Below are 26,813 nucleotides of genomic sequence, written 5' to 3'. Positions count from 1 at the left end.
TTCAGGGCCCAGGTTGGGCGCCTCTATTACTCGATGCCTCTAGGAAGTTGGTGATCTTGTCCTTGATACCACTCTCGATGGTTCGCAAACGCAGAATTTCGATACCGCATTTTTCCAAAATACTGTTCTTTAGGGCATCCCGCGCAGCCTGATCAGGTTTGTCGTGCGAGCCACCATCGACTTCGATCACGCCAAAGGGACGCTTCCCCACTTTGAAGTACAACACGAAGTCACAACTGGCGCGGTTGGCCATATAATTTAACTCTCGAGTCGTCAGGTCGGAATTCGCTGGTGATGCCACCTGATTCAGAAGAACTTGATCATGATAGATGACCCCATCGTACTCAGTATGCGCTAGTACTTTGCGGAGCAAATGCGAGATGATCTGCTCGGACTTATACCGCGAGTCCTCTGACCGCAACCTGACATTAAGGCGCTCCAGGGATTGGTCGTACTCTTTGTAAAGAAGGTCGAATGCCGATACGACCGGTGCTCTCTCCACCTGATCGCCCTGACCGTAGTATTCGATGTAACGAACGAGTGCGGCAATGTGCGCGTTGTTAGCAATAAAGACGTCATCCCCTGTGACCAGGGTGAATTGTTTTTTGGCTCTGGACACTGCCACATTCACCATACGAGGGTCATCAACGAAATCCAGCCGCTTCTGGCATTGGTTGGAAGGCTTCTTGTCCAACACTGTGGAAAAAACGATTTCCTCGCACTCGCGCCCCTGAAACTTGTGGACAGTGTCTTTAATAAAGTCCTCGGGCAAGTAGTCGTCTGAAAGCTTCACTTGGGCGCGGAAAGGTGCGATGAATCCTCGCCCTTCTTTGTCCACCCAAACACCTTTGTCCTGCGCCTCTTCGCTACTAACCTTTAGAAGGGAATCCAACTCTCTGAGGTTCGTATTTCTCCGAGCGTGATTACCCTTGGCTGTTACAACCAAGCGCATGGGCATGTCACCTTCACCCTGAGTCATTGGAACCAGGGCGTTTTCATAGAACTGCTGATTGCAGAACTGGATAATACGAGGGTGGCAACGGTAATGCTCTTTCAGCAAGGTTCTGGGCAGAGCGTCTTTAAAGACGCCAATGCATGAATCCAACAAACTGTATCGTTCGCAATCGTACTCAACCGCCGGAGCTTGAATACCCAGTTCCGTGGGAATGTGTGCGAGCTGACGGCTGTCACCGACAACGATCAGATTCTTCGCACACCCCAAGGCCAGAATTCCGGGCATTATGTCCTGTTGGGAGGCTTCGTCGATGATAACGTAATCGAGGATGGCGCCTGGTGCAATTGAGTTGACAATAGAATGGGTGCTACTGCCAAGGATCGGGAAACGGCGCAGGAAATCGTCGAAATCGTTCCGGTACGTTCGTGCTTCAAAATCCTTTTGTTTTGGCGCTTTCACATTCAGCTGATGCTTCAGGTAGAGCATCGAAGCGGTGGTTAAAGAGTCCAGCAAATTCGTGAACTGAGCCTTAACTAGTGACTCCTGGCAGGCCTGTAATTCGGCCTCTTTCTCCCGCAACGATTGATCGTAGTAGTGCATCTGAAGGGCATGAAAGATCGACTGCCGAGTATCCACGGAGAAAGGTCGGGCACGAAAAATTCTGAAGTTGAAAAATAATTCAATACGGTCTTTCAGCCGGACACGCCTACCTCCCAAGTAGGAGAGGTAGGCCATTAGATCGGCTACCTTTCGCGGCGACAGCCCATATTTCTCCAATGAAGAGGCTGGCTGAACATCGTTTTCTTCTTGCCATTCCTGCAAGTAGCGGCGCTCAATCTCCAACTCGTCAATCTCAGCTCTCAACTGAGCTGCAAGATTCTGGTCGTGAAGATATTGCTTCACCTTTGAAAGCAGCGCCTGAATGTCACCCATGGTTGTCACTGGCTCGTGCTCAAGCGCATTCATTTGCAAGGTTGGGAGATCGTTAAAAAAAGCATTCCGGTTGTCTTGGCTACCCAGCTTAGCGACGAGATAGTCCAGGCCACATTTTTCCAACTTTTCATAAACATTGCCGACCGCCGAATTGTTATTCGACAGCACGGCCACCGTTTTACCACGCAGCAGGATATTGGCCAGAATATTCAGGATTGTCTGGGTCTTGCCCGTGCCTGGAGGCCCTTCAACCATGCTGACTTGGGCGCTAAACGCTCGCTCCACAGCAGCCAGCTGGCTTTCGTTAAGACCAAACGGAAAAATCAGCCCCGCACTCGGCTCTAGGGTTCCATTCCGCCCAGTGCAGTATGCGTTTAAGGCGGTGTCAGGAGACGCAGGGAGCTTTTCCAACTGACGAACTATATTAGCTGCCATCGGACCTTGGCTCGAAGAACCGGCACGCCTCTGACGGGCCCGCGCCACAGAGTTAAGATAACGGAACACCGATGATTTCTTCATGCCTGCCGTCGGCACAAATTCTACATTGTCGGCGTAGTAGACGTAGGGTTTCTCTGTGCCTGGATAATACACAACAGCGAAGCGGTCTCCGTAAACCGTGACCCTCTCAATGGGCTGGACTATCGAGCTACCCCGCCTTTTTAAAAGCGACTCACCCGGCTCACGGGTAGGAACGACTCGGCAGTCACTGAGGGGACGGGTGAAGGACTTTTTTGAAGGGAAGTAACACGTCAGATCAAGCGTCTCTTGCTGTTCATTCCAGCGTATGCGCCAGTCGGTAATTTGATTGGTTTTATCCTCTTCGCCGACGTAGATTGAAACCATAGATTTGAACTAATAATCCCTTGCTTTTGAGGCCTAAGCGCTCAGAGGTTGGCCTTCGGAAAACATATCTGTCCCGGTTTTCGAGGGTAGCCTAACGCCTTGCTAACACGGCCCAAAAGTGGAGCGACTTTTTTGCGAGAATGAGCGCAGCGAATGCACAAAAAGCCGCGTAGCTTTTGGGCTCGTGTTGAGCAATTTGTTAAGCATCTGGAATCAACCTTTTTCCGAGGATCACGACATCATCAGCTGCATAGCCAAGATGGTCGTAGAATTCGAGCACTTTTTCATTTGAGCTGCGTACCACTATATTGAGCTTAGGGCATCCCATAGCCTCGAGGGCATCCTCAATCCTGTGCATCATCAACTTTCCGTAGCCGCGGTGCTGGTAATCCGGAGACACTGCCAGATAAAAAACTGAGCCTCGATGCCCGTCATACCCGGCCATAGCGGACGCAATTACTTTTCCGTCCACCTCCCCAATGAAAAACAGCTCCGGCTGAACGTTGAGCTTCCTAGAAATATCTTTATCAGGGTCATTCCAGGGCCTAGTCAAGCCGCAAGCCTGCCAAAGCTCTATAACGGCGCTTCTATTAGCTGATTTGAATGCTCGTATGTCCATATTAATTCCTGCTTAACGCCATAAGTTCAGCGGTGCAGCTTCGCTGCATCCGGTGCGGCCGACAGGCCGCACGTACTGAAACGTATTGTTAGTCGCGAAGTGCATCGTCTATAAGGTCCCAACGGCCCTCATATTGGGCAATATTCCAGAAGTAGGGGGCAGCTCCATCTTCAACAGCCACGGCTCTTACAGAGCTATCCTTTCTTTGTTGCCCCTTCTTACCAGGAGTTGAAAGCCACTCCCGATGGTGATCAGCTACGTTACGCGCCATTTCATTGCATGGGACGATGTAGTATCTGAATAGATAATCGGACCCAGGTGTTGGAATACCTGCAATAACCCAGAAAAACAGAGAACCATATACTCGTTCGGCCTTTTTACCGACGCTACAAGTCTTGTTTCCTGGCACGAACGTCTTTACCTGAATATGGGCGAACTTTGTGCCGTCTCTATTGCTGCACAGTACGTCTGTGTTCGGGGTATTTCCGAGTGTTACTACTGCAGCATATCCTCGACGACACAGCTCGCCAGCTACGAAAAACTGGCTAGAATTTCCCCTGTGGCTCTTGTCTCTAGCTGATGTGGTCATCGATTCCTCATAGCGACTAACGCCGCGCTCTGCGGAAATTTAGGAGCACCAGCGAGTAAATTTTCCGTAGCAGCGCCTTGTTATGCCTAAAGCACCTTATGAACATACAGGCCACAATATCGTTTCTTAATTAGTGCTCTAATATCATCAAGAGAAGCCATAGCGCGAATGTCATCCATTGTGATGACAATGACTCTTATTCCATCTTGCAAAGCACTAGTTAAAATTCCTACTGCCCCAGGATCTGTGCCATCACCTCTCACAAACCCCCCAGTAACTCCATTGGCGGCTACAAATATACCAGTTGTTAATGCTCGTCTTCTAACTTTATTTACAAAGTTATCTAACACAGGGGCCCCAACTGTCGCGTTCCAGTTTTTACATTCAACCAATATAACAGAGTCCCATGGGCGCAATATTTCTTCAGTTTGAGCGTTCCAAAGTACTATGTCTATTTCTTCTGAAGGCATACGAATATCATGCTCAGTAATATCAACACCATCTAGGTGTTCAAACATATACATTGATAGAAGCTCGAAGGACTGACCTTTCTGCTGATTGGTGGTCGACGCATCAACGTCTGCAATTAGAGCTCTGAAATTATTAATATCAAACATTACTAGAACTCCTGTCCGTACAGAAGTTCTCTAACTTTTGATTTTACGAGAAACAATAAGTCTTTTGGATTTCTTACATTTATTAGATCATCACGATCCAGCGCGATAGCGTTGATACCTTCTTCAGCACGCAACCTATTAAGTAAATTTCTAGTCCTTTTATCATTCAGTCCTGTAGTTGCTAGAATTAGCCCTTTAATTCCCGATTTTTTGCTCATGTGGAGGAACTGATGGAGCATTGAGCTATTCATTGATCCAATTGCTTTAATTTCAACTGCTATTGGGTTACCCAAAACTGCTAATTCTGAGTCTTCTTGTGAATTCCAAATTACAAGATCAAAACCTCTATCTCTTCTGTTCCTAGTATCGGATTCAATAACTTCCCAGCCTTCAATACCAGCCGCGATCTCTGCAAACCATTGCTCAAACAATCGGCCTCTTCTAGGGCCCTCTGCTGTAAACAAATCACGAAAGTTCCTAGTCGGTCTGAAGTCCTTAGATATTGAATATTGCTTTGGTTCACTTCTGGGGCCGAGATAACCGGAACTTTTTCTAGTTGCATCTTCGATAGCTTCTTTAAGTTGAAATATAAAGTTGTTATCGAAAAGGCTACGCTGAGATGTGCTTAATATACGCTGCCCCCTTATTTCGGGAGGAAGAGAATATTCTCGGTCAGTTACAATAATTACAGGTTTTCTTGCTCCGTGTGCTAGCCCTATTTGATAATATAGGCTTTCGTTTTCTTTATTTACGAAAGCAACCAGCACATCACATAAATTAATAAGCCCCCAGATAGCTCCAGAAACAGTTTCTTGAAACTCAAAATCTTCAATAGTCTCTATTTCGTACCCTTCAATATCAGAGATATGTCTGAGTGCATTTTTTAGCTCATCTGATTCATAAGAAAAGCTATTTAAAAGTCCGATTCTTTTCATTCTTCACTCATATATATTTCGACAATTATCTGTAAACCACTCAAGAGGCATAACAGGTATTAGACGGCGCGTACTATGATTGCATAAACGCGCCTGCATGTTTGCTAAGCAAATGTAGCCTACCTTTTCGCGTGTAACCACATGATTTTCAAATAAATTAATATTAATTAGGCTGCATTTTCAGAATTCGCACGCTTGCGCGTTTTGTCAAGCCCAATAATACTGTATGCATATCCACCACTAGGAGATCGTCACCAAATGGATATGCAAAGCAGGTCCCCGAAACTAATGGATCGTGTGAAAGCTGTTATGCGAGTAAAGCGCTACAGCCCACGTACTGAGAAAACATACTGTTACTGGATACGTTACTTCATTCGTTATCATGGGGTACGACACCCTGCCAACATGGGGCCTTCTGAAGTCCAGGCTTTTCTGGAACACCTTGCCGTAGAACGATATGTGGCTGCGGCCACACAAAACCAGGCACTTAATGCGTTGGTATTTCTGTATCGCCATGTCCTTGATATGCCATTGGGTGATATTGGCTCCTTTTCGCAAGCTAAACGCCCGCGTCGATTACCTGTCGTACTTTCTCACGAAGAAGTGATGCGCGTGTTAAATCAATTGTCTGGGCCTATGAATTTGATGGCCACCCTTATGTATGGCTCGGGACTAAGACTCATCGAAACATGTCGTTTGCGCGTCAGAGATATTGATACCCAACGCCATATCATCACCGTCAGAGCAGGAAAAGGGGATAAAGACCGAACCACTTTACTACCCTCAGTCTGTCTTCCTGCATTACGGGCACGCATTGAGTCGGCAGAACAGCAACTTGCCTATCGACTAGAACGTGGCCGGGTACCAGTCACTTTACCTCATGCTCTGGATCGTAAGTACCCAAACGCGGGCATTTCTCTAGGGTGGCAGTGGCTGTTTCCTGCAAGTCGCCCATGCTGTGATGATGCCGGAAACGTCGTTCTTCACCATATTCATTCATCGGCTGTGCAAAAGGCAGTGAAGCAGGCGATGAAGTCTGCATCTTTACCGCGTCCAGGCTCTTGCCATACCTTACGGCACAGTTTCGCCACTCAATTACTTAGCCAAGGCACGGACATTCGCACAGTACAAGAATTGCTGGGCCACAAAAGCATTGAGACAACGCAAATTTATACGCATGTGATAGGGAAGGAGTTTGCTGGCGTGCGCAGCCCTTTAGGCTAATGCGCTAAACGCAGGCACGCTACCGCCCCGGTACGACTGGGATGCGTTAAAGCGCTCCGCCTGCGACCGTCTCACCAATTTTTGTCGCCTATTTTGGATTACACAGACGTTATAATCTCGACGTTACTCAGTTTTCTTTGGCATTGCAAAGCAGGAACTAATTTTTTGCTATCGCATTCACCACCGCAATTTCATGGCGGGGTTTTGGCCTTTTCATCGTGCGGCTAGTCTGGCTCCTGCATTGGTGTGGTGCTTGTAGGGGTGCGTGCCGCAGTGAGTTCCTGGGCATTTTGGTGGGTGCCTTTCTTGAATCCATGCATGCGTTAGGTGTTGTGGCCTTATCAATCGCCCGAAAAGTCGAGCTCCTACATTGGTGGGGTGCTTTTAGGGGGTTGTGTGGCGCGGGGGATTTCTGTGCATTTTTGATGGGTGCCTTTAACGAACCCAGGGTGTTGCGGCCCTTACAGATCGGTTCGAGGCTGGCCTTCCGTTGCAAACCCGATTAGCCTGCTAACTCAACCAGTAAGGGATTGAGATGCAAGAGACGACTTCTCGGCAGCGCTTGGCGGGCGTGCTGATTTTGCTTGGTTTGGTAGTTCAAATAGTGGGCTTTAGCGGCTGGGCGGCGACCACACAGGCGGTGAGCTATGTGCTGTGGGCGGCGGTATTGCTGCTGTGGCGGGATATTCCCAGGCGTTCGCGGATCCAGGCGGGGGTGTTGATTGGCCTGGGCGCGGGCATGCTGTTGGTGGCGCGGTTTGTCTATGGTGCTGAGGTCGATTGGCCTGCCATGTTGCAGGGCAATGTGTTCGTGGTGGCCATGCTGGTGGGCGTCAGTTTTATTACGCTGATTGGCAAGCAAGGCAGCAAAGGTGCCTCGGGGAGTCGCGTGACCGGCGCGGGTGGCGTGCTTCGCACCTGGTTGGGGGTGCATTTCCTGGGCACGATCCTGAATCTTTCCACCGTGCTGATGGTTGGCGACAAGCTGGCGAGGCGCGGGCCGCTTAAGATGCCGCAATTATTGGCACTGAACCGTGGGCTTTCCAGCGCCGCGCTGTGGTCGCCGTTTTTTGCCTCAATGGGCCTGGTGATCTCGCTGGTGCCGGACGTCGAGTACGCGCACATTGCCCTGGCGGGCTTTCCCCTGGCGATGATGGCGGGGTTGTTCACGACGCTGGAGCTTAGACGGCGATTTGACCTGCGCGAGGTGGATGGCTATTCGCTGGCACCGCGTAGCCTGCTGATGCCGGTGGGCATGGCGGCGCTGGTGATGCTGTTTCACTTCTGGCTGACGCCGTCGCTGACCATTGTCAGCATTATTACCTTCCTGCTGCCAGCCGTTGCCGTGCTGAGCAACCTGCGCGAGGGGCCGCGTTTTACCCTGCGGCGAGTTCGCCAGCATACCCTCAGCCGCTTGCCTGCCATGCGCGGCGAGGTGTCGCTGTTCCTGGCGGCGGGGTTATTGACGCTGGGGCTTTCCACCCTGGTATCGGCCGCGGCGGGTAACGACTGGACCATGTTTACGGACTTTGGCACACCCCAGGCGATGATCAGCTTCGCCGCTATCTCCCTGAGTGCACTGGCCGGGCTGCACCCGATTATCGGCGTGTCGGTTTTGGCCTCGATACTCAACCTGGAGGGCGGCGAGCAAACGCTGTTTGCCTTTGTGGCATTGAGCTCGTGGGCGGTGGGCACCAGCGTGGGGCCGCTGTCGGGCATCAACCTGTCCCTTCAGGGCCGCTACGGGGTGAGTGGCTACCGGATGATGACCAACAACCTGCTGTACGCGGCTGTCCTGAGCCTGCTCTCGCTGGGGGCGATCGCAGGCGTCAGTTTGATCGTCGGCTAGCGATGTATCAGGTCTCGACGATTTTGCCGGGAAAACGGTAAAAGTAGCGATGGCCGCACTGGTGGCAAGGCTCCAGCCGCGAGACGCTGTGCAGCATCACCTGGGCGTCGCAGTGCACGCAGGCCATCAGGCCGGGAGCGGCCATCTCGCCTTCGCAGTAATCGGCGCGGGCGGCTTCTAGGTCGTCGTCAAAGCGCTCACGCTCGACGATGCTGCGGTCGGCAATCGAAAGCAGCGATTCCGCCACGCGGCGAGTAAGGTGGTCAAGATCAATGCCCAACCAGCTGGCCACCTGCTTGCCGGTATCCGACATGTAGTGGCGCATGTCTTTCAGGTCACGCTCTACCCAGGCCCGCAGCAAAGCCAGTTCGTCCTTGGTGTACTCTTCCAGCTCCGCTTCAAACTCAACGGCGTCGTCCAGGTCCTTTTGCAGATTTTCCCAGGTCAGCTCGTCAGCGCCGTCCCGCATCCGTTCCAGCAAACGCTCGTAGCCTTCGCGTAGGCGATGGTCGTTGTGTTGTTCACTCATGGTCCCTCTCCTTTTGTCGACGCGCGGTGTGACCTATCATGGCCTAGCCGTTCAAGGATACACCTGCATAGGATACAATCGACGCCACTAATCTGACAGTCGTCATCTAACATTCACTTTGCGCCCAACTTGGGCGATACGCCAAGGCATTAAATAAACCGATGGACGCACAATACAGCCCTCGTGAAATTGAACGCGACGCCCAACAATATTGGGATCAACATCAATGCTTTAAAGCGGTAGAGGACGCGAACCGCGAAAAGTTTTACTGCCTTTCGATGTTCCCCTACCCCAGCGGCAAGCTGCACATGGGCCACGTGCGTAACTACACTATCGGCGACGTGGTGTCCCGCTTCCAGCGCATGCAGGGCAAGAATGTCATGCAGCCCATGGGTTGGGATGCGTTCGGCATGCCGGCGGAAAACGCCGCGATTCAAAACCAGGTGCCACCCGCCAAGTGGACGTACCAGAACATCGACTACATGCGCAACCAGTTGAAAGCCCTTGGCTTTGCCTACGACTGGAGCCGCGAATTCGCTACCTGCGATACCAGTTATTACCGCTGGGAGCAGTGGTTCTTCACCAAGCTGGTGGAAAAGGGGCTGGTGTACAAGAAGATGTCCACGGTCAACTGGGACCCGGTCGACCAGACCGTTCTGGCCAACGAGCAGGTCATTGAAGGCCGCGGCTGGCGTTCCGGCGCGCTGGTCGAGCGCAAGGAAATCCCGCTGTGGTTTTTGAAGATCACCGACTACGCCGATGAGCTGCTGGCGGATCTCGACAACGTCGAGTGGCCCGAGCAGGTCAAGACCATGCAGCGCAACTGGATCGGCAAGTCCCAGGGCGTCGAGCTGTCTTTTGACATCAAGGCCCCCGACGGCTCGAGCGGTGAGCCGCTTTCGGTGTACACCACACGCCCGGACACGCTGTTCGGCGTTACCTATATGGCCGTTGCCGCCGATCATCCGCTCGCCAAACAGGCCGCTGAAGGCAATGCCGAGCTGCAGGCCTTCCGCGAGGAGTGCGCCCGGGGCGGCACCTCGGAAGCCGAAATGGCCACCAAGGAGAAAAAAGGCCTGCCCACGGGCTTCAAGGCCATTCATCCGCTTACCGGTAACGAAGTGCCCGTCTTTGTGGCCAACTTCGTGCTGATGGAGTTCGGCACCGGGGCCGTCATGGCCGTACCTGCCCACGACCAGCGCGACTGGGAGTTCGCCACCAAGTACGGCATCGAGATCAAGCCGGTGATTGCCGATGAAAACGGCAACACACCCGACCTTTCCCAGGGCGCGTATGCCGAACACGGTATGCTGATCAACTCTGGCGAGTTCAACGGGCTGGGCTTTGAGGACGGCTTTGATGCAATCGCCGCCAAGCTCGCCGAGATGGGCCGCGGCGAGGTCAAGACCAACTACCGCCTGCGCGACTGGGGGGTGGCCCGCCAGCGCTACTGGGGTGCGCCGATTCCGGTCAAATACGGCCCTGAAGGCCAGACCGTGCCGCTTACCGATGACCAGTTGCCGGTCGAACTGCCGATGGAAGTCACCGTCGACGCCTCGGGGTCACCGCTCAAGAAGATGCCCGAGTTTTCCGACCTGGGCGACGGCTGGACCCGGGAGACCGACACCTTCGACACCTTCATGGAGTCTTCGTGGTATTTCGCGCGCTTCTGCTGCGCTGACAACCATGAGGCCATGCTTGATGAGCGGGCCAACTACTGGCTACCGGTCGACCTTTACATCGGCGGGATCGAGCACGCCATCCTGCACCTGCTCTACGCCCGCTTCTTCCATAAGCTGATGCGTGACTTTGGCCTGGTGGATTCCGATGAGCCCTTCCAGCAGCTGCTGACCCAGGGCATGGTGATTGCGGAAACCTACTACCGCACCACCGAGAACGGCGGCAAGGAGTGGTTCAACCCCGCCGATGTCGAGGTCAAGCGCGATGAGAAAGGCCGCCCACTGAGCGCGGTGCTGATGAGCGATGGCCAGCCGGTGGAAATGGGCGGCATCGAGAAGATGTCCAAGTCGAAGAACAACGGCGTTGACCCGCAGTCGATGATCGACAAGTTCGGCGCCGACACCGTTCGCCTGTTCATGATGTTCGCCGCGCCCCCCGAACAGTCACTGGAGTGGTCGGATTCCGGCGTGGAAGGCGCCCACCGCTTCCTGAAGCGCATGTGGCGGCAGGTTCACGAGCACCTTGAAGCCGGTTCGCCGGGCAAACTGGACGTGGCCGCGCTGGATGACGACCAGAAAGCACTGCGCCGCAAAACCCATGAAACCATCAAGAAAGCCAGCGACGACATTGGCCGCCGGACGACCTTCAACACCGCCATTGCCGCGGTGATGGAGCTTTCCAACGCCCTGGCCCGCTTCGATGACGACTCAGCCCAGGGGCTTGCGGTGAGCCGTGAGGCACTGGAAGCCTGCGTATTGCTGCTGGCACCGATCACGCCGCACCTTTGCCATCGCCTGTGGCAGCAATTGGGCCATACGACCCCGGCGATTGAAACGCCCTGGCCTGCCGTCGACGAAGCGGCGCTCACCCGCGATACTATTGAGCTTGTGGTCCAGGTTAACGGCAAATTGCGGGCCCGCATGGAAGCCCCGGCCAGCGCCGACAAAGCTGCCATTGAGCAGTTGGCAATGGAAAACGACAACGTCCAGCGTCACCTGGAAGACAAGACGGTGCGTAAAGTCATCGTGGTGCCGGGCAAGCTGGTCAACATAGTGGTGAGCGGATGAATCGACGGACTTTTTTAGCCACCAGTATGGCCGCCTCGGCGGCCGTGCTCCTCAGCGCCTGCGGTTTTCGGCTGCGCGGTGCGGGTTCCATGCCCAGCCTGCCGCCGCTGGCCCTTGAAGGCGATACCAATAGCGACCTGGCTCTCCAGCTCATCGACCGTTTGGAGCAGCAAGGCACTGCCATCACGGATAGCGGCCAATGGCGCGTGACGCTGGGATCGCCGACGTTGGACGAACGGCGCCTGGGCGGCGAAGTTCGCGGTAGCCGGGACCACGAGCTGACCCTTAACATTACGCTGTCTGTTCAACGCCGCGAGGACAACGCCTACCTGCTCAACGGTGAAACGCTGTCGACCAGTACCCGTATTCGCATCAATGATAATGACCTGCTCAACCGCGAGGACCTGTTCAGCGAAGCCGAGCAAAGCCTCAATCGTGAATTGACGCAGCGCATTATCGAACGTCTCAGCGCCCTGAATAACGCCTCGTGAAAGTCTTTGCCGATCAACTGCCCGCCGCCCTGGCCAAGTCGCTGCCCAAGGTCGTGATTGTGGCCGGCGATGAGCCGCTTCAGCACCGCGATGCCTGCGATGCTGTAAGAGCCGCGGCCCGCCAGGCGGGTATCGAGGAGCGCGAAGTCCTGGATGTCGAGCCCAACTTTGCCTGGGGGCGGCTGCTTGAAGTGGCCAGCAACCTGTCGCTGTTCGCCACCAACAAGCTGCTTGAACTGCGTTTGGGCCAGCACAAGCTGGGGCAGGAAGGTAGTAAGGCGTTGGCCGAATACGCCCAGCATCTGGACAATAACGATGACCTGCTGTTGATCAGTATGGGCAAGCTTGATGCCAAGCAGCAAAAAAGTGCCTGGTTCAAGGCGCTCGATAAGCATGGTCTGTTTGTCCCGGTATGGCCGGTTGATGTCTCGCGGCTGGGTTACTTTCTGCGCGACCGTGCCTCACTTCACGGCTTGCAGATCGACCTGGACGCCGCTCGCCTGCTGGGTGAACGTACCGAAGGCAATCTGCTGGCGGCTGATCAGGCGATGCAGAAACTGGCCCTCATTCACCCCCAGGGTACCCGGCTTAGTGCGGAAAGCATTGCCCAGGGCGTGGAAGACAGCACCCGCTTTGATGTTTTCACCCTGGCCGACGCCTGTTTGAAAGGCGAACCCAGCCGCGTCTCGCGGATTATCACCGGGTTGCGTAGTGAGGGCGTGGAAGCGCCTATCGTCCTCTGGGCGCTAACCCGCGAGCTACGTACGCTGCTGTCGCTGCATCAACACATGGACCAGGGACAGAGCTTTGAGCACGCCTGTAAGGCTCAAAAGCCGATGATTTTCGACAAGCGCCGCCCGGGCTATCAAAAAGCCACTCAGCGGCTACCCATGAAGCGCTTACATAAGCTGCTGTTGATGGCCCAACGACTGGATCTCGCCGTTAAAGGGGCGTCACCGGTGCCGTTATGGCCCGGATTGCACGACCTGGCGATGACCATGGCCGGTGGGCGCGGGTTACTGGCTGAATCGGCCTGGACGTACCGCGTTGCCCCCAGCTTTTAGGCTTTTCCGGCTTCCTGCATTCAAGCACTATTGACCGAATAAGCAATAACCGTGAATTCTCGGTACCAAAGCGTGTACCCCGCTTAAAAAAAGGATGAATTCTTCCTATACTCATGTTTCTAGCCGTTTGTGCTTGGCCCATCCCTATAAATATGTCTAAGGATCAAGACGATGAAAAAAATACGTGCCTATCTATCGACGCTGCTTATTGCCGCCCTGGTCATTACCAGCCTGCCCGTTGCGGCGGCACCGGCTTCTTCCTCAACGGACCTTGTCAGCACACAGTCCGTTCTCGCCAACGATAGTGCCCAGGCGGACCGTGAGCGGATCCATCAGCTACTTAACCGCGCCGACATCCAGGACGCACTGGTCAAACAAGGCGTTGACCTGGACGAGGTGGAAATGCGTGTTGCCGCTTTGAGCGATGCTGAAGCCCAGCAAATGGCCACCCAACTGGAAGAGCTGCCAGCTGGCGCCGGTGTCGTTGGCGCGCTGTTCGCGGTCTTTATTATTCTATTGGTCACTGACATTCTTGGCCTGACCGATGTTTATCCGTTTACGCGCTAACCCATGAAGCCTATCTTCATGAACGCTATGTATTGCTTTCAAAACGCCCGCCTCGCGGGCGTTTTCGTCTTGATGCTGTTACTCACGGCTTGCGCAAGCGCCCCGCAGCTACGCGATAGGACTGAGCAGCGCCTGCCCCGCCAAAGCGAGATCAGCGACGTTCCCTTTTACGCCCAGACCGAGTACCAGTGCGGCCCGGCAGCGCTGGCCATGGTACTGAATCACCAGGGGGTCGATACCGACGTCGAGACGCTGATACCCCAGGTATTTATTCCTGACCGCGAAGGTAGCGTCCAGCCGGAAATGCTGGCCACTGTGCGTCGCCATGAGCGTCTTGCTTATCCCATTCGCGGAAGCTTCGACGATCTGTTGGGGCACCTGGCCGCCGGTGACCCGGTCTTGGTCATGCAGAACCTGTCACTCGCGGCGTTTCCCATGTGGCATTACGCGGTGGCAATTGGCTACGACCTGGATGACGATACCCTGATACTGCGCAGTGGCGAAATCGAGCGGCATACCCTGTCTTTCAGCCGCTTTGATGCCACCTGGGCACGGACCGATCGCTGGGGATTTGTAGTGGCAAAGCCCGGCACTCTGCCGGAGGGCATTACCGCACGCAACGCGATCAATGCGATCAGCGCCTACGAGGAAGCACATGGCCCCGAAGCCACACTGGGTAGCTGGCAGGCAATGACAGAGCGTTACCCCAACAATGCGATTGGCCAGTTTGGCCTGGCGAATGCGTATTACGCCAACCAGCAGCCGGACAACGCGCTCAGCGCCTTCCAGGCAGCCACTCAGCGTGATCCGCAAATGGGCGCAGCGTGGCTGAATATCGGGCTACTGCAGTTGCAGAGGGACCAGCCGGAGGCGGCGCGAGAAGCTCTCAGACAGGCGGCGTCCATCGAAGGCAGCTGGCAGGCCCGTGCCAAGGAAGTACTGGAAAATCAATTGGGCAGGTAACTGAAAACGCCGTGGCTAAGCCACGGCGTCTTGGAGAAATCATCAATCTTGTTTGACGTGAATTAACGACGAGAAGCGTTATAGCCTAGATCGGCGCCACGGCTTTCGTCGCTACGACGACGTGCGCTACCGCGTTTACGGTTCTCTTCCTCGCACACCTTGTCTTTACCGCCGCAGATATCGCAGCCGTCTTTCATGCCGATTTGATTCAAGCCGCCACAGGAACCCGCAATGGGCTTGCGTCCCATGATGACCCCCACGGCCATGACCGTCATCACAAGGGCCATGAATCCGAAAACCAGTAGCCAGATGGCCATAATTACCTCCTCTCACGATGGGGCTTACCAGTAGACAACAACAAGTCCCGTTAGTGCCTGATATTCCACAACGCGAAAATAAAGGGGGGCCAGCCAATGGCCAGCCCCGCAATCGCCCTTGGGCATGCTATTAACCGCCGAAATCATCCAGCATGATGTTTTCCGGCTCAACCCCCAGATCAAGCAGTAGCTTGATGCAAGAGGCGTTCATCATGGGCGGCCCACACATGTAGTACTCACAATCTTCAGGCGCGGGGTGGTCCTTCAGATAGTTTTCATACAACACGTTGTGAATGAAGCCCGTCGCTCCTTCCCAGTTATCTTCCGGCAGCGGGTCTGACAACGCCAGGTGCCATTCGAAGTTCGAGAATTCTTCAGCCAGTTGATCGTACTCTTCATTGTAGAAGGTTTCACGCCATGAGCGCGCACCGTACCAGAATGAAATTTTACGATCGGTTTTCAACCGCTTGAGCTGGTCGAAGATATGGCTGCGCATCGGTGCCATACCGGCACCACCGCCGATAAAGATCATTTCGGCGTTGGTATCCTTGGCGAAGAACTCACCAAACGGCCCCATCACGGTAACCTTGTCACCCGGCTTCAAGCTGAAGACATAGGTGGACATCAAGCCCGGGGGATGGCTGGTGCCGGGAGGCGGCGTCGCGATACGGATGTTGAACTTGAGGATACCCTTCTCATCCGGGTAGTTCGCCATTGAATATGCACGAATGACTTCCTCGTTGTTCTTGTGGGAAACGTCGAACAAGCTGAACTTTTCCCAGTCACCACGGTATTCCTCTTCGATATCAAAATCAGAGAACTTGATATCGTACGGCGGCGCCACCAACTGCACGTAGCCACCGGCGCGGAAGGCAACTTCTTCGCCTTCCGGCAGCTTCAGGTTCAGCTCTTTGATAAAGGTGGCAACGTTGGGGTTATCGATAACCTCGCATTCCCACTTCTTGACGCCAAACACTTCCTCAGGCACTTCAATCTTCATGTCCTGCTTGACAGGCACCTGACAAGAAAGACGCCAGCCTTCCTTCTTCTCGCGCATGGTGAAGTGCGATTCTTCGGTCGGCAGGATAGAGCCGCCGCCTGTCTCTACACGGCACTTGCACTGGGCGCAGGAACCACCGCCGCCACATGCAGAGGAAAGGAAAATGCCGTTGGCGGCCAGGGTATTCAGTAGTTTGCCACCGGCCTGGGTCGTCAAGGTATGTTCAGGGTCATCGTTGACCTCAATGGTCACGTCCCCACTACTCACAAGCTTGCTTCGCGCTGCCAGAATGATCGCCGTTAAGCTGATAACGATGACCGTAAACATGACAACACCGAGCAAGATGACAGCTGTATCAACCATGTCGGTTTCCTATTGCTGAAGGGTTTTCTTTGCCCCGACGATGCGTATGCACCGTCGGGAAAACCGGCTCCGATTAAAGCTGAATACCTGAGAAGGACATAAAGCCCAACGACATCAGCCCTACGGTGATAAAGGTGATACCCAGGCCCTGCAAGCCCGCCGGTACATCGCTGTACTTGAGCTTTTCACGGATGCCTGCCAGGGCAGCGATCGCCAGCGCCCAGCCAGTACCGGCACCAAAGCCATAGACCACCGACTCACCAAAGTTATAGCTACGCTCGACCATGAACAGTACGCCACCGAGAATGGCGCAGTTCACCGTGATAAGCGGCAGGAAAACCCCCAGCGCGTTATAGAGCGTAGGCACGTACTTATCCAGGAACATTTCCATGATCTGGACGAGTGCTGCAATAACCCCGATATAGCTGAGCAGTCCGAGGAACGAAAGGTCGATGTTTTCAGCGCCATTGATGCCGGTCCAGGTCAGTGCACCCTCCTGAAGCAGGAAGGTGTATACCAGGTTGTTGACCGGCACGGTGACGGTCAGTACGACAATAACGGCAATACCCAGGCCGATCGCGGAGGATACCTTTTTCGAGACGGCCAAAAAGGTACACATGCCGAGGAAGAAGGCCAACGCCATGTTTTCAACGAAGACCGACGCAACAAAAAGGCTTAGATAGTGTTCCATGTTACACGGCCTCCTTCGGTTGAGTATTTTCCTTCATCTTGAACTCGTTCTCCTCAACCTGCTCAGGATTGAGTGAACGCAGCACCCAGATCAGCAGGCCGATGATGAAGAATGCAGAAGGCGGAAGCAGCAGCAAGCCGTTGCCCACGTACCAGCCACCGTCCTGAACGGTCGGCAGTACGGTGAAGCCAAATACGCTGCCTGAGCCCAGCAGTTCACGGAAAAAGCCAACGACCATCAGTACAAAGCCGTAACCCAGACCGTTACCGATACCGTCAAGGAAGGACATGCCGGGCGTGTTGGACATCGCAAAGCCTTCTGCACGTCCCATGACGATGCAGTTGGTAATGATCAGACCGACGAACACCGACAGCTGTTTGGACATTTCATACGCATAGGCTTTCAGAACCTGATCCACCACGATAACCAGCGAGGCGATGATGGTCATCTGGACAATGATCCGTATTGAAGACGGAATATGATTCCTGATCAACGATACAAACAGATTGGAAAATGCCGTTACAAAAATAACCGCCAACGCCATTACCAGCGAAACACTCATGCTGGTCGTCACCGCCAGCGCCGAACAGATACCCAATATCTGCAGTGCGATGGGGTTGTTCTTGAAAATCGGCGCTGTTAAAACGCCTTTTGCATTTACGTCCGCCATGATTAGGCCCCCTCAACGTCTTCGAAGTTGGTATCGGTGTCTTCGGCGTCTTCCGGGTCAGTACCGCTACGGAATTTCGCCAAATACGGACCGAAGCCTTCTTCGCTCAACCAGAATTGCAGCATGTTGGTCACGCCGTTACTGGTCAGCGTAGCGCCGGATAGCGCATCAACTTCGTGTTCGTTACTTGCACCGCCTTTGGTCAGGTGGATTTCCGGCGAGAGGTCGCCCTCTTCGTCGTAAATCTCTTTACCTTCCCACTGAGCCTGCCAGCGCGGGTTGTTAACCTCAGCACCCAGGCCAGGCGTTTCACTGTGCTCGTAGTAGGTGATACTGACAATGGTATTGCCGTCACCCTCTACGGAGATGAAGCCACGCATGAGGCCCCATAGGCCCTGGCCACGAATCGGCAGCACAATCTGCTCTGGATCGTTTTCATCACCAATCAGGTACACCGTAGAGTAATTTTCTACCCGGCTTAGACCCGCAATGTCTTTTTCACCAGACAACGTGCGACCAGTGGCCGGATCCCGGGCGGCTTCAAAGTTATTGAAGGTCTCCGGGTCGAACTCATCGGTGTAATCACCGGATTCCATGTCAACGACACGGGCCGTAATCTGCTCGTTGAATGTTTCTTCAACGTCCATGCCCGGCTCGTAAAGCTTGGCCACGTTAAGGATGTTGGTCTTACGGTCCAGTTCCTGGTTCAACTGCTGGGCGGGGCGTAATGCCACCGCCGCCGTCGAGACAATGACGGAGCACACAATACACAGTGCAAACGCCACTATCAGAACTTTCTTGATGGAGTTATTACCTTGTGCCATTAGGCAGTCTCCTCGGCCGGTACGCCCGTGCGCTTGACGCGACGCTTGATATTGGCCTGGACAAAGAAATGGTCAATCAACGGGGCAAACAGGTTGGCAAACAGAATCGCCAGCATGATGCCTTCCGGGAAAGCCGGGTTCACCACGCGGATCAGCACCGTCATCACGCCGATCAAGGCGCCGAACACCAGGCGGCCCTGGTTGGTCATGGAGGCAGACACCGGGTCCGTCGCCATGAACACCATGCCAAAGGCGAAGCCGCCAATCACCAGGTGCCAGTACCACGGCATCGCAAACATTGGATTGGTGTCAGACCCCATCAGGTTGAACAGCGTGCTGGTGATGACCATGCCCAGCAAGACGCCCAGCATGATTCGCCAACTGGCAATCCCGGTCCAGAGCAAGACGGCGGCGCCAATAAAGATCGCCAGGGTGGATACCTCACCTACCGAGCCCGGGACAAAGCCGAGGAAAGCGTCCCACCAGCTGAAGGTGTCGGTCAGCGAGCCCATGCCTTCCTGGAAAGCCAGTGACAGCGCCGTAGCACCTGTGTAGCCGTCGGCTGCTACCCAGACAGAATCGCCGGAAATTTGCGCCGGATAAGCAAAATACAGAAATGCCCGCCCGGTCAGCGCGGGGTTCAGGAAGTTTTTCCCGGTACCCCCGAAAATCTCCTTGCCGATGACCACGCCAAAGGTGATACCCAACGCCACCTGCCAGAGCGGAATTGTCGCCGGCAGGATCAGGGCGAACAGCACGGATGTCACGAAGAAGCCTTCATTGACCTCGTGGCCACGCTTGATGGCAAAGAGCACTTCCCAGAAACCACCGACGGCGAAGGTCACCAGATAGATGGGCAGGAAGTAGGTTGCCCCCAACACGAAGTTGGCCCATAGGCTGCTTGGATCGTGTCCACCTGCCAGGGTCATCATGATGGCTTCGCGCCAGCCGTCCATCGATGCATAGCCTGCCTCGATGGCTGTATTGGCCTGCCAGCCCGCATTCCACATGCCAAAGAACATCGCCGGGAAGGTACACATCCAGACGGTGATCATGATGCGCTTGAGGTCGATGCCATCGCGCACGTGGGCGGTGGTTTTGGCCACGCTGGGGGGTGAGTAGAAAATCGTATCTACGGCTTCATAAAGCGGGTAAAACTTCTCGTACTTACCACCTTTATGGAAGTGCGGCTCGATGTTATCGAGTGTTTGTCGAATACCCATCATCAGGCCTCTTTCTCGATCATGGTGAGATTGTCACGCAGAATGGGACCGTACTCGTATTTGCCGGGGCAAACATAGGTACACAGGGCAAGGTCCTCTTCGTCCAGCTCCAGACACCCCAATTGCATGGCAACCTCAATGTCGCCCACGATCAGCGAACGCAACAGCTGCGTCGGCATAATGTCCAGCGGCATCACGGTTTCATAGACGCCGATTGGCACCATGGCACGCTCGGACCCATTAGTCGATGTTGTGGGGGCGTAGTTGCTCAGACCCTTAATCTTGGAAAGATAAATACCCAGTACGGAATGGCGGTTAGCGCCTGGCGACAACCAGCCCATGAAAGAGCGCTTGTTGCCCTCTTCAAGCAAACTGATTTGATTGTCGAAACGTCCCAGATAGGTCAGCTTTCCTTCAGCGGCAAAGCCCGAGAAGACTGATCCTGAAATAACGCGGGTGTCTTCCGGTTGGATGACATTCCCGTCCAGGAGTTCCTCAGTGCTGGCTCCCACACGGGTACGCACCAAACGCGGATTCTCGGCACGCGGACCGCCAATCGCGACCACGCGGCTTACATCGAGTTTACCTTCGGCAAACAATTTGCCAAACGCAATGACGTCCTGATAACCAATGTGCCATACCTTTTTATGCAGGGCGACCGGTGACAGGTGATGAATATGCGTCCCTACCAGGCCGGCGGGATGTGGCCCTGCAAAGCTTTCGGTGGTAACACCCTCGACATCATCGCCGGGAACAGAGGCGTTGGCGCCCTTGCACAGAAAAACGTTGCCCTCGGTCAGGCGGGTTAGCACCTTGAGGCCGTCTTCAAATGCTTGTGTGTTCTCGTTGATGATCAACGCCGGATCAGCGCTGAGTGGATGGGTATCCACTGCAGTAACAAAAATATCGGCAGGCGTGCTGTCGATCGCCGGTGTCCGCGAGAAGGGACGCGTGCGTAACGCGGTCCAGAGCCCGGACTCTACCAGCTGGTCAACCACGACCTGACGATCGAGCTGACCTAACGAGGCACGTTCATGAGAAGCAAAGCTCACCGCCTCTTCCTGCTCGTCGACTTTGATCACGACAGATAATAGACGACGCTTTTCGCCACGGTTTATTGCGACCACTTCACCGGAGGCGGGTGCGGTGAAGCGCACGCCATCAATTTTCTTGTCGGTGAAGAGCAGTTGGCCCAGTTTGACCTTATCCCCTTCCTGAACTTCCATTGTCGGCTTCATGCCAACGTAGTCAGTACCCAGGATTGCCACGTGGCGCACAGGACGCGCATCTTCAATACGCTGCTCGGGCGCTCCCGTGATGGGGAGATCCAGGCCTTTTTTGACTTCGATCATAGTCTCGCCCAGTTGATGGATCGGATATACGAAGGTAAGGGGTTCGAATGCTTATTTTCTGCTCAGTGAATTTTTGTTATCTGTTCAGATTGTTACCAGTCAGGCTCAAGTAGCACTTGAACCACCCCGAAAAATCTATCGTATTATAAAGACAACCGGGCCTAATGACTACATCAACTGGGGTCGCCTAAAGTGCTATAGACGCCCTCATTTCAAGATTTTTTATTCCATTCGCCTACAAAAACGCCACCTGATGGTGGCGTTTTTCGATTAATGATTATCAATCAAAACAGACAGACTAACTGGCTTGCTGAGGTAGCTTGAGAAAGCTGACGTTCGACATCTGCTGAAGAATACGGATCACCTGGCAGCTATAGCCGAATTCGTTGTCGTACCATACATAGACGACGGCATGATGACCGTTGGCAATAGTGGCTTTGGCATCCACAATCCCGGCGTGTCGGTTGCCCACAAAATCGGATGAGACCACTTCCGGAGAATCAACGAAGTCGATTTGTTTCTGATAGGCCGAGTCAATCGACATACGGCGCAGATAGTCGTTAAGCGCATCGACATCCGTTGTCTTGTCGAGCGTCAGGTTCAGGATCGCCATGGACACATTGGGGATGGGCACGCGGATCGCATTACCCGTCAGCTTGCCTTCAAGCTCCGGCAATGCTTTTGCCGCCGCCTTGGCCGCGCCGGTTTCGGTCAACACCATATTGAGGGCGGCACTGCGCCCGCGACGGTCCCCTTTGTGATAGTTATCAATCAGGTTCTGATCGTTGGTGTAGGCATGAACGGTCTCCACGTGGCCATTAACGACACCATATTCGTCGTTGAGCGCCTTGAGCACCGGCACGATGGCATTGGTCGTACACGAGGCCGCCGATACGATACGGTCCTGCTCGGTAATCGACTCATGGTTGATGCCATAGACAATATTCTTGATATCGCCTTTGCCTGGCGCCGTCAGCAGCGTCTTGGAAGCGCCTTGGCATGCGACATGTTGACCCAGGCCTGCCTCGTCACGCCATATCCCTGTGTTGTCGACGATCACCGCGTTGTTGATGCCGTAATCCGTATAGTCGATATCGCTTGGGTTATCGGCATAGATGACTTGCACCACGTTACCGTTGACCGTCAGGGTGCGCGCCTCGGCATCAACGGCAATGGTGCCTTCAAAAGGCCCGTGAACCGAATCACGGCGTAACAGACTGGCACGCTTCTCCAGATCCTTCGCGACATCACCACGCCCGCGAACGACGATCGCCCGCAGCTGCAGCAGGTTGCCGCCGCCGGCTTTTTCGATCAGGACACGCGCCAGTAAACGTCCGATACGACCAAACCCGTAAAGCACCACATCTTTGGGCTCACCCTTGCTGGCACCCGGCTGGTAGCCGTCAACGATCTGGTGCAGCTCCTTGCGCAGGAAGGTCTCGACATCGCCACCACCCTGCCGCTTCAACATCACGGCCAGCTTGCCGACATCCACGTGGGCAGGCCCAAGGTTCAGCTCGCACAGCGCTTTGACAATCGGGAAGGTATCTTCGACCGACAGCTCAGTCCCTTCGATTTTGCGAACAAAACGATGGTCCTTGAGGATGCGGATGACCGACTGATTGATCAACGAACGCCCATACATGGTCGCCACAACATTGTGCTGACGGTACAGACGGCCAACCAAAGGGATCATCTGCTCCGCCAGAGCTTCGTTGCTTTGCCATTCCTGAAAAACGTTATCGAGCGTTTGCTGACTCACGTGCGGCCTCATTAAGTAATGAATAATTTTCATGGGTATTATCCGTAGCCGTTGAATGGGCCGCAATGCCTGGATAGTCGCAGACGATGTAGGGGGATTACATAAACAGCGGTTTGACTACAAGCGGGCTGCTTCTGCCTGAAAGCCTTGATCGTGTATGATCTAGGTTCCGTTTCAGCGCAGAACGACATCTTTATTATGCCCACGTTTTCTCTACTTGCTCCGCCCCAACCCGAGGGCGCGCGCGATACACTTTATTGGACATCGCCCCCCGGGAGCGCGTCGGCGCTTGCACTGGCACGTCTGGCCGCCAACGCTCCTCTATTGGTGATCACGCCAAATACCGCCAGCGCCCAACGCCTCGAGCAGGATCTGTCGTTTTATAGTGATGTCCCGGTATTGCCCTTCCCTGACTGGGAAACGCTACCCTATGACAGTTTTTCACCCCATCAGGATATCGTCTCCGCGCGCCTGCGCACGCTGCGCCAGCTTCAGGACGGGGTACGCGGACTTGTTCTGGTACCGATCAATACGCTGATGCAGCGCTTACCGCCGGTGGATTACATCGCCGGGCGCGTCCTGACGCTGAATGTCGGCGACAAACTCGATCGTGAGCCGTTTCGCGAAGCACTCTCACGAGCGGGTTACCGGGCCGTGGAAACCGTTTATGAACCGGGCGAATACGCCATGCGCGGGGCCTTGATCGACCTGTTCGCCATGGGGATGGACGCCCCCATCCGGATTGACCTGTTCGACGATGAGATCGATACCCTGCGTCATTTTGACCCGGGCAACCAACGCTCCACCGACAAGCTCGACAGGATCGAATTGCTGCCGGCCCATGAATACTCACTGAGCCGCTCATCGATCGCCTGCTTCCGCGAATTTTTCGAGACCCTGTTTGATGTCGATCCGCGCCAATGCCCGCTGTATAACGATGCGCTCAAAGGCATTCCGTCGCCGGGGCTGGAACACTACCTCCCCCTGTTTTTTGAGGAGACGGCGTCGCTGTTTGACCACTTGACCCAGGATACCCGGGTCGCCATGCTGCCGGGCGTCTATGCGGCGGCCGAACAGCACTGGCAGTCAATCGAAAGCCGCTACGCCAATCTGGGAGTAGACCCTACACGACCGCTGTTGCCGCCACACCGCGCGTTCTTTCCGGTCAGCGATGTATTTGCGGCCATCAAGCAGCGCCCGCGGGTTGAACTGAGTGACGATCCTGAACAGCGCCACGCCCTGGCGCCCGAAGCCAAGTCACTGCCCACGGTGGCGATCGACTCCCGGGCCAAACGGCCGCTGAACGACTTTGCCGATTTCCTCGAGCGCGAGACCGATTCCCGTGTGCTGCTGGTTGCCGAATCACGCGGACGACGCGAAGCCCTTGAAGACGTACTGGCACCACTGTCGCTGAAACTGCCTCACGTCGATGGGTTTCAGGACTTCCTCGCCGGTGACCAGCGCCTCGCCATTACGGAGGGCCTGATTGACAGCGGGCTCTGGCTGACCGACCCACCGCTCGCCGTCATCAGCGAGACAGAGCTGTTCGGCGATGTGGTTCGCCAGAGCCGGCGCCGTGAAAAGGCCACCGACGATAATGAATTTGCCGTTCGCCACCTCTCAGAACTGCGCAAAGGCGCGCCGGTGGTCCACCAGGCCCATGGCGTAGGCCGCTACATCGGCCTGGAAGCGCTTGAGGCAGGCGGTCAGGCCAATGAGTTCCTGGCATTGGAGTATGCCGACGGTGCCAAGCTCTATGTGCCGGTGGATAGCCTCCATCTGATCTCGCGCTACAGTGGTGCTGACGATGAGCTGGCCCCATTGCACAAGCTGGGCTCGGATCAGTGGGAAAAAGCTCGCAAGAAAGCCGCCGAGAAAATTCGCGACACCGCCGCTGAACTGCTGGATATCTATGCCCGTCGAGAAGCGCAGCAGGGCGTTGTATATGAAGCACCGAGCGATGAATACGCGCGTTTCGCGGGGAGCTTTCCATTTGAAGAAACCGCCGACCAACAAGCCGCCATTGAAGCCGTCATCGACGACATGACATCGCCCCAACCCATGGATCGAGTGGTCTGCGGGGACGTGGGCTTTGGCAAGACCGAAGTCGCCATGCGCGCCGCCTTTCTGGCGGTTCAGTCGGGCCGTCAGGTTGTGGTACTGGTTCCCACCACTCTGCTGGCCCGCCAGCATTTTGAGAACTTCCGCGACCGGTTTGCCGACACTGCGGTCAATATCGGCCTCATCTCGCGCTTTACCCATGGCAAGGAGATGAAAAAGACGCTGGACGATATCAAGAACGGCCAGACCGATATCGTGATTGGCACCCACAAGCTTCTCGGCAATAGCGTTGAACTGCCCAAGATGGGCCTGTTGATCATAGACGAGGAGCACCGCTTTGGCGTCGCCCAGAAGGAAAAGCTCAAAACCCTGCGCGCCCAGATCGATATCCTGACATTGACGGCCACGCCCATTCCCCGGACGCTTAACATGGCGATGAGCGGTATTCGCGATCTGTCGATCATCGCGACACCGCCGCCCCGTCGGCTATCGGTCAAAACCTTTGTTCAGCAGCATCAGGACGGTGTTATCAAAGAGGCGCTGTTGCGCGAGATTCTGCGTGGTGGCCAGGTCTACTTTCTGCACAACGAAGTCAAGACCATTGAGAATACGGCCGAGCGTATTCGCTCGTTGATTCCTGAGGCCCGGGTCGCCGTCGCCCATGGCCAGCTCCCGGAGCGAAACCTCGAACGGGTCATGTCCGATTTCTACCACCGCCGCTTCAACGTGCTTGTCTGCTCGACCATCATTGAAACCGGCATCGACGTACCCAGCGCCAATACCATTATCATCGAGCGGGCCGACAAGTTTGGCCTGGCACAACTGCATCAACTGCGCGGACGTGTGGGCCGCAGCCACCACCAGGCGTATGCTTACCTGCTCACCCCGACGCCCAAGGCCATGACCCGGGACGCCGTCAAGCGTCTCGAGGCGATTAGTGCCTCGGATGACCTGGGCGCTGGTTTCACCTTGGCGAGCCACGACATGGAAATCCGCGGCGCGGGGGAACTGCTCGGTGATGAGCAGAGTGGCCAAATGGAAACCATCGGCTATACCCTTTATATGGAAATGCTTGATCGTGCCGTGAAAGCCATTCGTGCCGGCAAGACGCCGAATATCGATGCGCCCTTCGATAGCGGCGTTGAAATCAGCCTTAACCTGCCTGCACTGATTCCCGACGACTACATTCACGACGTCCAGCAGCGGCTCGTCATGTACAAACGCATTGCTAACACCCAAAGCGACGCGGAGCTTAAAGAACTGCAGGTGGAACTGATTGACCGCTTTGGCTTATTGCCAGCACCGCTGAAGCACCTGATACGCCAAACGCGACTACGCCAGCGAGCCGAGCAGCTTGGTATCAAGCGGTTAGAGGCAGGTGAGAAGCGCGGTCGAATCATCTTTGACCAGCATACCCAGGTGGACCCCTACACACTGGTCACGCTTATTCAAAGCTCACCAAAACACTACCGTCTGGACGGTTCGGATACGTTACGTTTTGAACTCGATATGGAAAAAATCGACCAGCGGTTTGAACATATCGAGTCACTGTTAGCCACACTCAATCAAAAAGTGGCGGCGGCCTGACGGTTGCGGCAAACTGAACCTGTTGTCATCGCCTGCGT

22 protein-coding genes are annotated in these 26,813 nt (G+C 54.8%); 8 read left to right on the top strand and 14 right to left on the bottom strand.

Annotated elements, in window-relative coordinates; translation table 11 throughout:
* Position 1: 1 nt before the first annotated feature.
* The 5 genes from R3F64_RS11625 to R3F64_RS11605 all read right to left on the bottom strand — a co-directional run bounded on the left by R3F64_RS11625 (position 2) and on the right by R3F64_RS11605 (position 5,491).
* The gene (locus R3F64_RS11625) at positions 2 to 2,731 is read right to left on the bottom strand and encodes an AAA domain-containing protein (protein ID WP_332611576.1); all 2,730 of its coding nucleotides are present in this window, start codon (positions 2,729 to 2,731) and stop codon (positions 2 to 4) included.
* Positions 2,732 to 2,930: 199 nt separating this feature from the next.
* A complete protein-coding gene (locus R3F64_RS11620; RefSeq protein WP_332611574.1) occupies positions 2,931 to 3,350 on the bottom strand; it encodes a GNAT family acetyltransferase in 420 nt (139 codons plus the stop codon).
* Positions 3,351 to 3,438: 88 nt separating this feature from the next.
* Complete coding sequence (locus R3F64_RS11615) at positions 3,439 to 3,939, bottom strand: hypothetical protein (RefSeq protein ID WP_332611571.1); 501 nt, start codon at positions 3,937 to 3,939, stop codon at positions 3,439 to 3,441.
* Positions 3,940 to 4,025: 86 nt separating this feature from the next.
* Entirely contained in the window at positions 4,026 to 4,556 is a 531-nt protein-coding gene (locus tag R3F64_RS11610) for a restriction endonuclease (RefSeq protein ID WP_332611569.1), read from the bottom strand.
* A 2-nt stretch (positions 4,557 to 4,558) separates the two neighbouring features.
* Entirely contained in the window at positions 4,559 to 5,491 is a 933-nt protein-coding gene (locus tag R3F64_RS11605) for a hypothetical protein (protein ID WP_332611567.1), read from the bottom strand.
* Positions 5,492 to 5,749: 258 nt separating this feature from the next.
* Between R3F64_RS11605 and R3F64_RS11600 the strand changes: the two genes are divergently transcribed.
* A complete protein-coding gene (locus tag R3F64_RS11600) occupies positions 5,750 to 6,715 on the top strand; it encodes an integron integrase (protein ID WP_332611565.1) in 966 nt (321 codons plus the stop codon).
* 535 nt (positions 6,716 to 7,250) lie between these two features.
* Positions 7,251 to 8,564 (top strand): hypothetical protein, encoded by a 1,314-nt coding sequence (locus R3F64_RS11595; protein ID WP_264826231.1) that lies wholly within the window; start codon positions 7,251 to 7,253, stop codon positions 8,562 to 8,564.
* Between the two features lie 7 nt (positions 8,565 to 8,571).
* Here R3F64_RS11595 and R3F64_RS11590 read toward each other — a convergent pair whose 3' ends face one another.
* Complete coding sequence (locus tag R3F64_RS11590; protein ID WP_085919299.1) at positions 8,572 to 9,093, bottom strand: zinc ribbon-containing protein; 522 nt, start codon at positions 9,091 to 9,093, stop codon at positions 8,572 to 8,574.
* Between the two features lie 161 nt (positions 9,094 to 9,254).
* Between R3F64_RS11590 and leuS the strand changes: the two genes are divergently transcribed.
* The 5 genes from leuS to R3F64_RS11565 all read left to right on the top strand — a co-directional run bounded on the left by leuS (position 9,255) and on the right by R3F64_RS11565 (position 14,925).
* On the top strand, positions 9,255 to 11,840 hold the full coding sequence (leuS, locus tag R3F64_RS11585; RefSeq protein ID WP_332611562.1) for a leucine--tRNA ligase: 2,586 nt from the start codon (positions 9,255 to 9,257) through the stop codon (positions 11,838 to 11,840).
* Complete coding sequence (locus R3F64_RS11580) at positions 11,837 to 12,331, top strand: twin-arginine translocation signal domain-containing protein (protein WP_199285220.1); 495 nt, start codon at positions 11,837 to 11,839, stop codon at positions 12,329 to 12,331. The genes leuS and R3F64_RS11580 overlap by 4 nt, the downstream gene beginning before the upstream one ends.
* Positions 12,328 to 13,395, top strand: a complete 1,068-nt coding sequence (gene holA / locus R3F64_RS11575) for a DNA polymerase III subunit delta (protein ID WP_085919296.1) — start codon at positions 12,328 to 12,330, stop codon at positions 13,393 to 13,395. The genes R3F64_RS11580 and holA overlap by 4 nt, the downstream gene beginning before the upstream one ends.
* Before the next feature lie 171 nt (positions 13,396 to 13,566).
* A complete protein-coding gene (locus R3F64_RS11570; protein ID WP_085919295.1) occupies positions 13,567 to 13,962 on the top strand; it encodes a PA2779 family protein in 396 nt (131 codons plus the stop codon).
* A gap of 18 nt (positions 13,963 to 13,980) precedes the next feature.
* Positions 13,981 to 14,925 (top strand): PA2778 family cysteine peptidase, encoded by a 945-nt coding sequence (locus tag R3F64_RS11565; protein WP_332611558.1) that lies wholly within the window; start codon positions 13,981 to 13,983, stop codon positions 14,923 to 14,925.
* 62 nt (positions 14,926 to 14,987) lie between these two features.
* On the opposite strand, the gene nqrM is transcribed toward R3F64_RS11565, so the two are convergent.
* The 8 genes from nqrM to R3F64_RS11525 form a co-directional block, all read right to left on the bottom strand.
* Complete coding sequence (nqrM, locus tag R3F64_RS11560) at positions 14,988 to 15,242, bottom strand: (Na+)-NQR maturation NqrM (protein ID WP_066315197.1); 255 nt, start codon at positions 15,240 to 15,242, stop codon at positions 14,988 to 14,990.
* Between the two features lie 130 nt (positions 15,243 to 15,372).
* On the bottom strand, positions 15,373 to 16,605 hold the full coding sequence (gene nqrF, locus R3F64_RS11555; protein WP_085919293.1) for an NADH:ubiquinone reductase (Na(+)-transporting) subunit F: 1,233 nt from the start codon (positions 16,603 to 16,605) through the stop codon (positions 15,373 to 15,375).
* Positions 16,606 to 16,678: 73 nt separating this feature from the next.
* Positions 16,679 to 17,296 (bottom strand): NADH:ubiquinone reductase (Na(+)-transporting) subunit E, encoded by a 618-nt coding sequence (nqrE, locus tag R3F64_RS11550; RefSeq protein ID WP_085919292.1) that lies wholly within the window; start codon positions 17,294 to 17,296, stop codon positions 16,679 to 16,681.
* 1 nt (position 17,297) lies between these two features.
* Positions 17,298 to 17,966 carry an NADH:ubiquinone reductase (Na(+)-transporting) subunit D gene (locus R3F64_RS11545; protein ID WP_085919291.1) on the bottom strand — a complete coding sequence of 223 codons (669 nt, stop codon included), beginning with the start codon at positions 17,964 to 17,966 and terminating at the stop codon, positions 17,298 to 17,300.
* 2 nt (positions 17,967 to 17,968) lie between these two features.
* Positions 17,969 to 18,790, bottom strand: a complete 822-nt coding sequence (locus R3F64_RS11540; protein WP_085919290.1) for a Na(+)-translocating NADH-quinone reductase subunit C — start codon at positions 18,788 to 18,790, stop codon at positions 17,969 to 17,971.
* On the bottom strand, positions 18,790 to 20,016 hold the full coding sequence (locus R3F64_RS11535) for an NADH:ubiquinone reductase (Na(+)-transporting) subunit B (RefSeq protein WP_085919289.1): 1,227 nt from the start codon (positions 20,014 to 20,016) through the stop codon (positions 18,790 to 18,792). Before R3F64_RS11535 ends, R3F64_RS11540 begins: the two co-directional genes overlap by 1 nt.
* Positions 20,016 to 21,365, bottom strand: coding sequence for a Na(+)-translocating NADH-quinone reductase subunit A (locus tag R3F64_RS11530; protein WP_264826223.1), 1,350 nt, complete (start codon positions 21,363 to 21,365; stop codon positions 20,016 to 20,018). The genes R3F64_RS11535 and R3F64_RS11530 overlap by 1 nt, the downstream gene beginning before the upstream one ends.
* Positions 21,366 to 21,663: 298 nt before the next feature.
* Complete coding sequence (locus R3F64_RS11525) at positions 21,664 to 23,127, bottom strand: glyceraldehyde-3-phosphate dehydrogenase (protein WP_085919287.1); 1,464 nt, start codon at positions 23,125 to 23,127, stop codon at positions 21,664 to 21,666.
* A 198-nt stretch (positions 23,128 to 23,325) separates the two neighbouring features.
* On the opposite strand from R3F64_RS11525, the gene mfd reads away from it, so the two are divergent.
* Positions 23,326 to 26,775 carry a transcription-repair coupling factor gene (mfd, locus tag R3F64_RS11520; RefSeq protein WP_268902180.1) on the top strand — a complete coding sequence of 1,150 codons (3,450 nt, stop codon included), beginning with the start codon at positions 23,326 to 23,328 and terminating at the stop codon, positions 26,773 to 26,775.
* Positions 26,776 to 26,813 lie beyond the last annotated feature (38 nt).

Source organism: Halomonas sp. 5021 (assembly GCF_036663435.1).
In the GTDB taxonomy this organism is placed as follows: Bacteria; Pseudomonadota; Gammaproteobacteria; order Pseudomonadales; family Halomonadaceae; genus Vreelandella; species Vreelandella janggokensis.
Note: the sequence above shows the minus strand (reverse complement) of the source record. Positions and strands in the feature narration are given on the sequence as shown.

Bases quoted from the DNA above. Each gene is read 5' to 3' on its own strand.
- R3F64_RS11570 (WP_085919295.1), top strand. From the start codon at position 13,567: ATGAAAAAAATACGTGCCTATCTATCGACGCTGCTTATTGCCGCCCTG.
- R3F64_RS11625 (WP_332611576.1), bottom strand. From the start codon at position 2,731: ATGGTTTCAATCTACGTCGGCGAAGAGGATAAAACCAATCAAATTACC.
- R3F64_RS11615 (WP_332611571.1), bottom strand. From the start codon at position 3,939: ATGACCACATCAGCTAGAGACAAGAGCCACAGGGGAAATTCTAGCCAG.
- R3F64_RS11590 (WP_085919299.1), bottom strand. From the start codon at position 9,093: ATGAGTGAACAACACAACGACCATCGCCTACGCGAAGGCTACGAGCGT.
- nqrE (WP_085919292.1), bottom strand. From the start codon at position 17,296: ATGGAACACTATCTAAGCCTTTTTGTTGCGTCGGTCTTCGTTGAAAAC.
- R3F64_RS11535 (WP_085919289.1), bottom strand. From the start codon at position 20,016: ATGATGGGTATTCGACAAACACTCGATAACATCGAGCCGCACTTCCAT.
- R3F64_RS11530 (WP_264826223.1), bottom strand. From the start codon at position 21,365: ATGATCGAAGTCAAAAAAGGCCTGGATCTCCCCATCACGGGAGCGCCC.
- leuS (WP_332611562.1), top strand. From the start codon at position 9,255: ATGGACGCACAATACAGCCCTCGTGAAATTGAACGCGACGCCCAACAA.
- R3F64_RS11545 (WP_085919291.1), bottom strand. From the start codon at position 17,966: ATGGCGGACGTAAATGCAAAAGGCGTTTTAACAGCGCCGATTTTCAAG.
- R3F64_RS11580 (WP_199285220.1), top strand. From the start codon at position 11,837: ATGAATCGACGGACTTTTTTAGCCACCAGTATGGCCGCCTCGGCGGCC.
- R3F64_RS11605 (WP_332611567.1), bottom strand. From the start codon at position 5,491: ATGAAAAGAATCGGACTTTTAAATAGCTTTTCTTATGAATCAGATGAG.
- nqrM (WP_066315197.1), bottom strand. From the start codon at position 15,242: ATGGCCATCTGGCTACTGGTTTTCGGATTCATGGCCCTTGTGATGACG.
- R3F64_RS11540 (WP_085919290.1), bottom strand. From the start codon at position 18,790: ATGGCACAAGGTAATAACTCCATCAAGAAAGTTCTGATAGTGGCGTTT.
- R3F64_RS11600 (WP_332611565.1), top strand. From the start codon at position 5,750: ATGGATATGCAAAGCAGGTCCCCGAAACTAATGGATCGTGTGAAAGCT.
- R3F64_RS11595 (WP_264826231.1), top strand. From the start codon at position 7,251: ATGCAAGAGACGACTTCTCGGCAGCGCTTGGCGGGCGTGCTGATTTTG.
- R3F64_RS11565 (WP_332611558.1), top strand. From the start codon at position 13,981: ATGAACGCTATGTATTGCTTTCAAAACGCCCGCCTCGCGGGCGTTTTC.
- mfd (WP_268902180.1), top strand. From the start codon at position 23,326: ATGCCCACGTTTTCTCTACTTGCTCCGCCCCAACCCGAGGGCGCGCGC.
- R3F64_RS11610 (WP_332611569.1), bottom strand. From the start codon at position 4,556: ATGTTTGATATTAATAATTTCAGAGCTCTAATTGCAGACGTTGATGCG.
- R3F64_RS11620 (WP_332611574.1), bottom strand. From the start codon at position 3,350: ATGGACATACGAGCATTCAAATCAGCTAATAGAAGCGCCGTTATAGAG.
- nqrF (WP_085919293.1), bottom strand. From the start codon at position 16,605: ATGGTTGATACAGCTGTCATCTTGCTCGGTGTTGTCATGTTTACGGTC.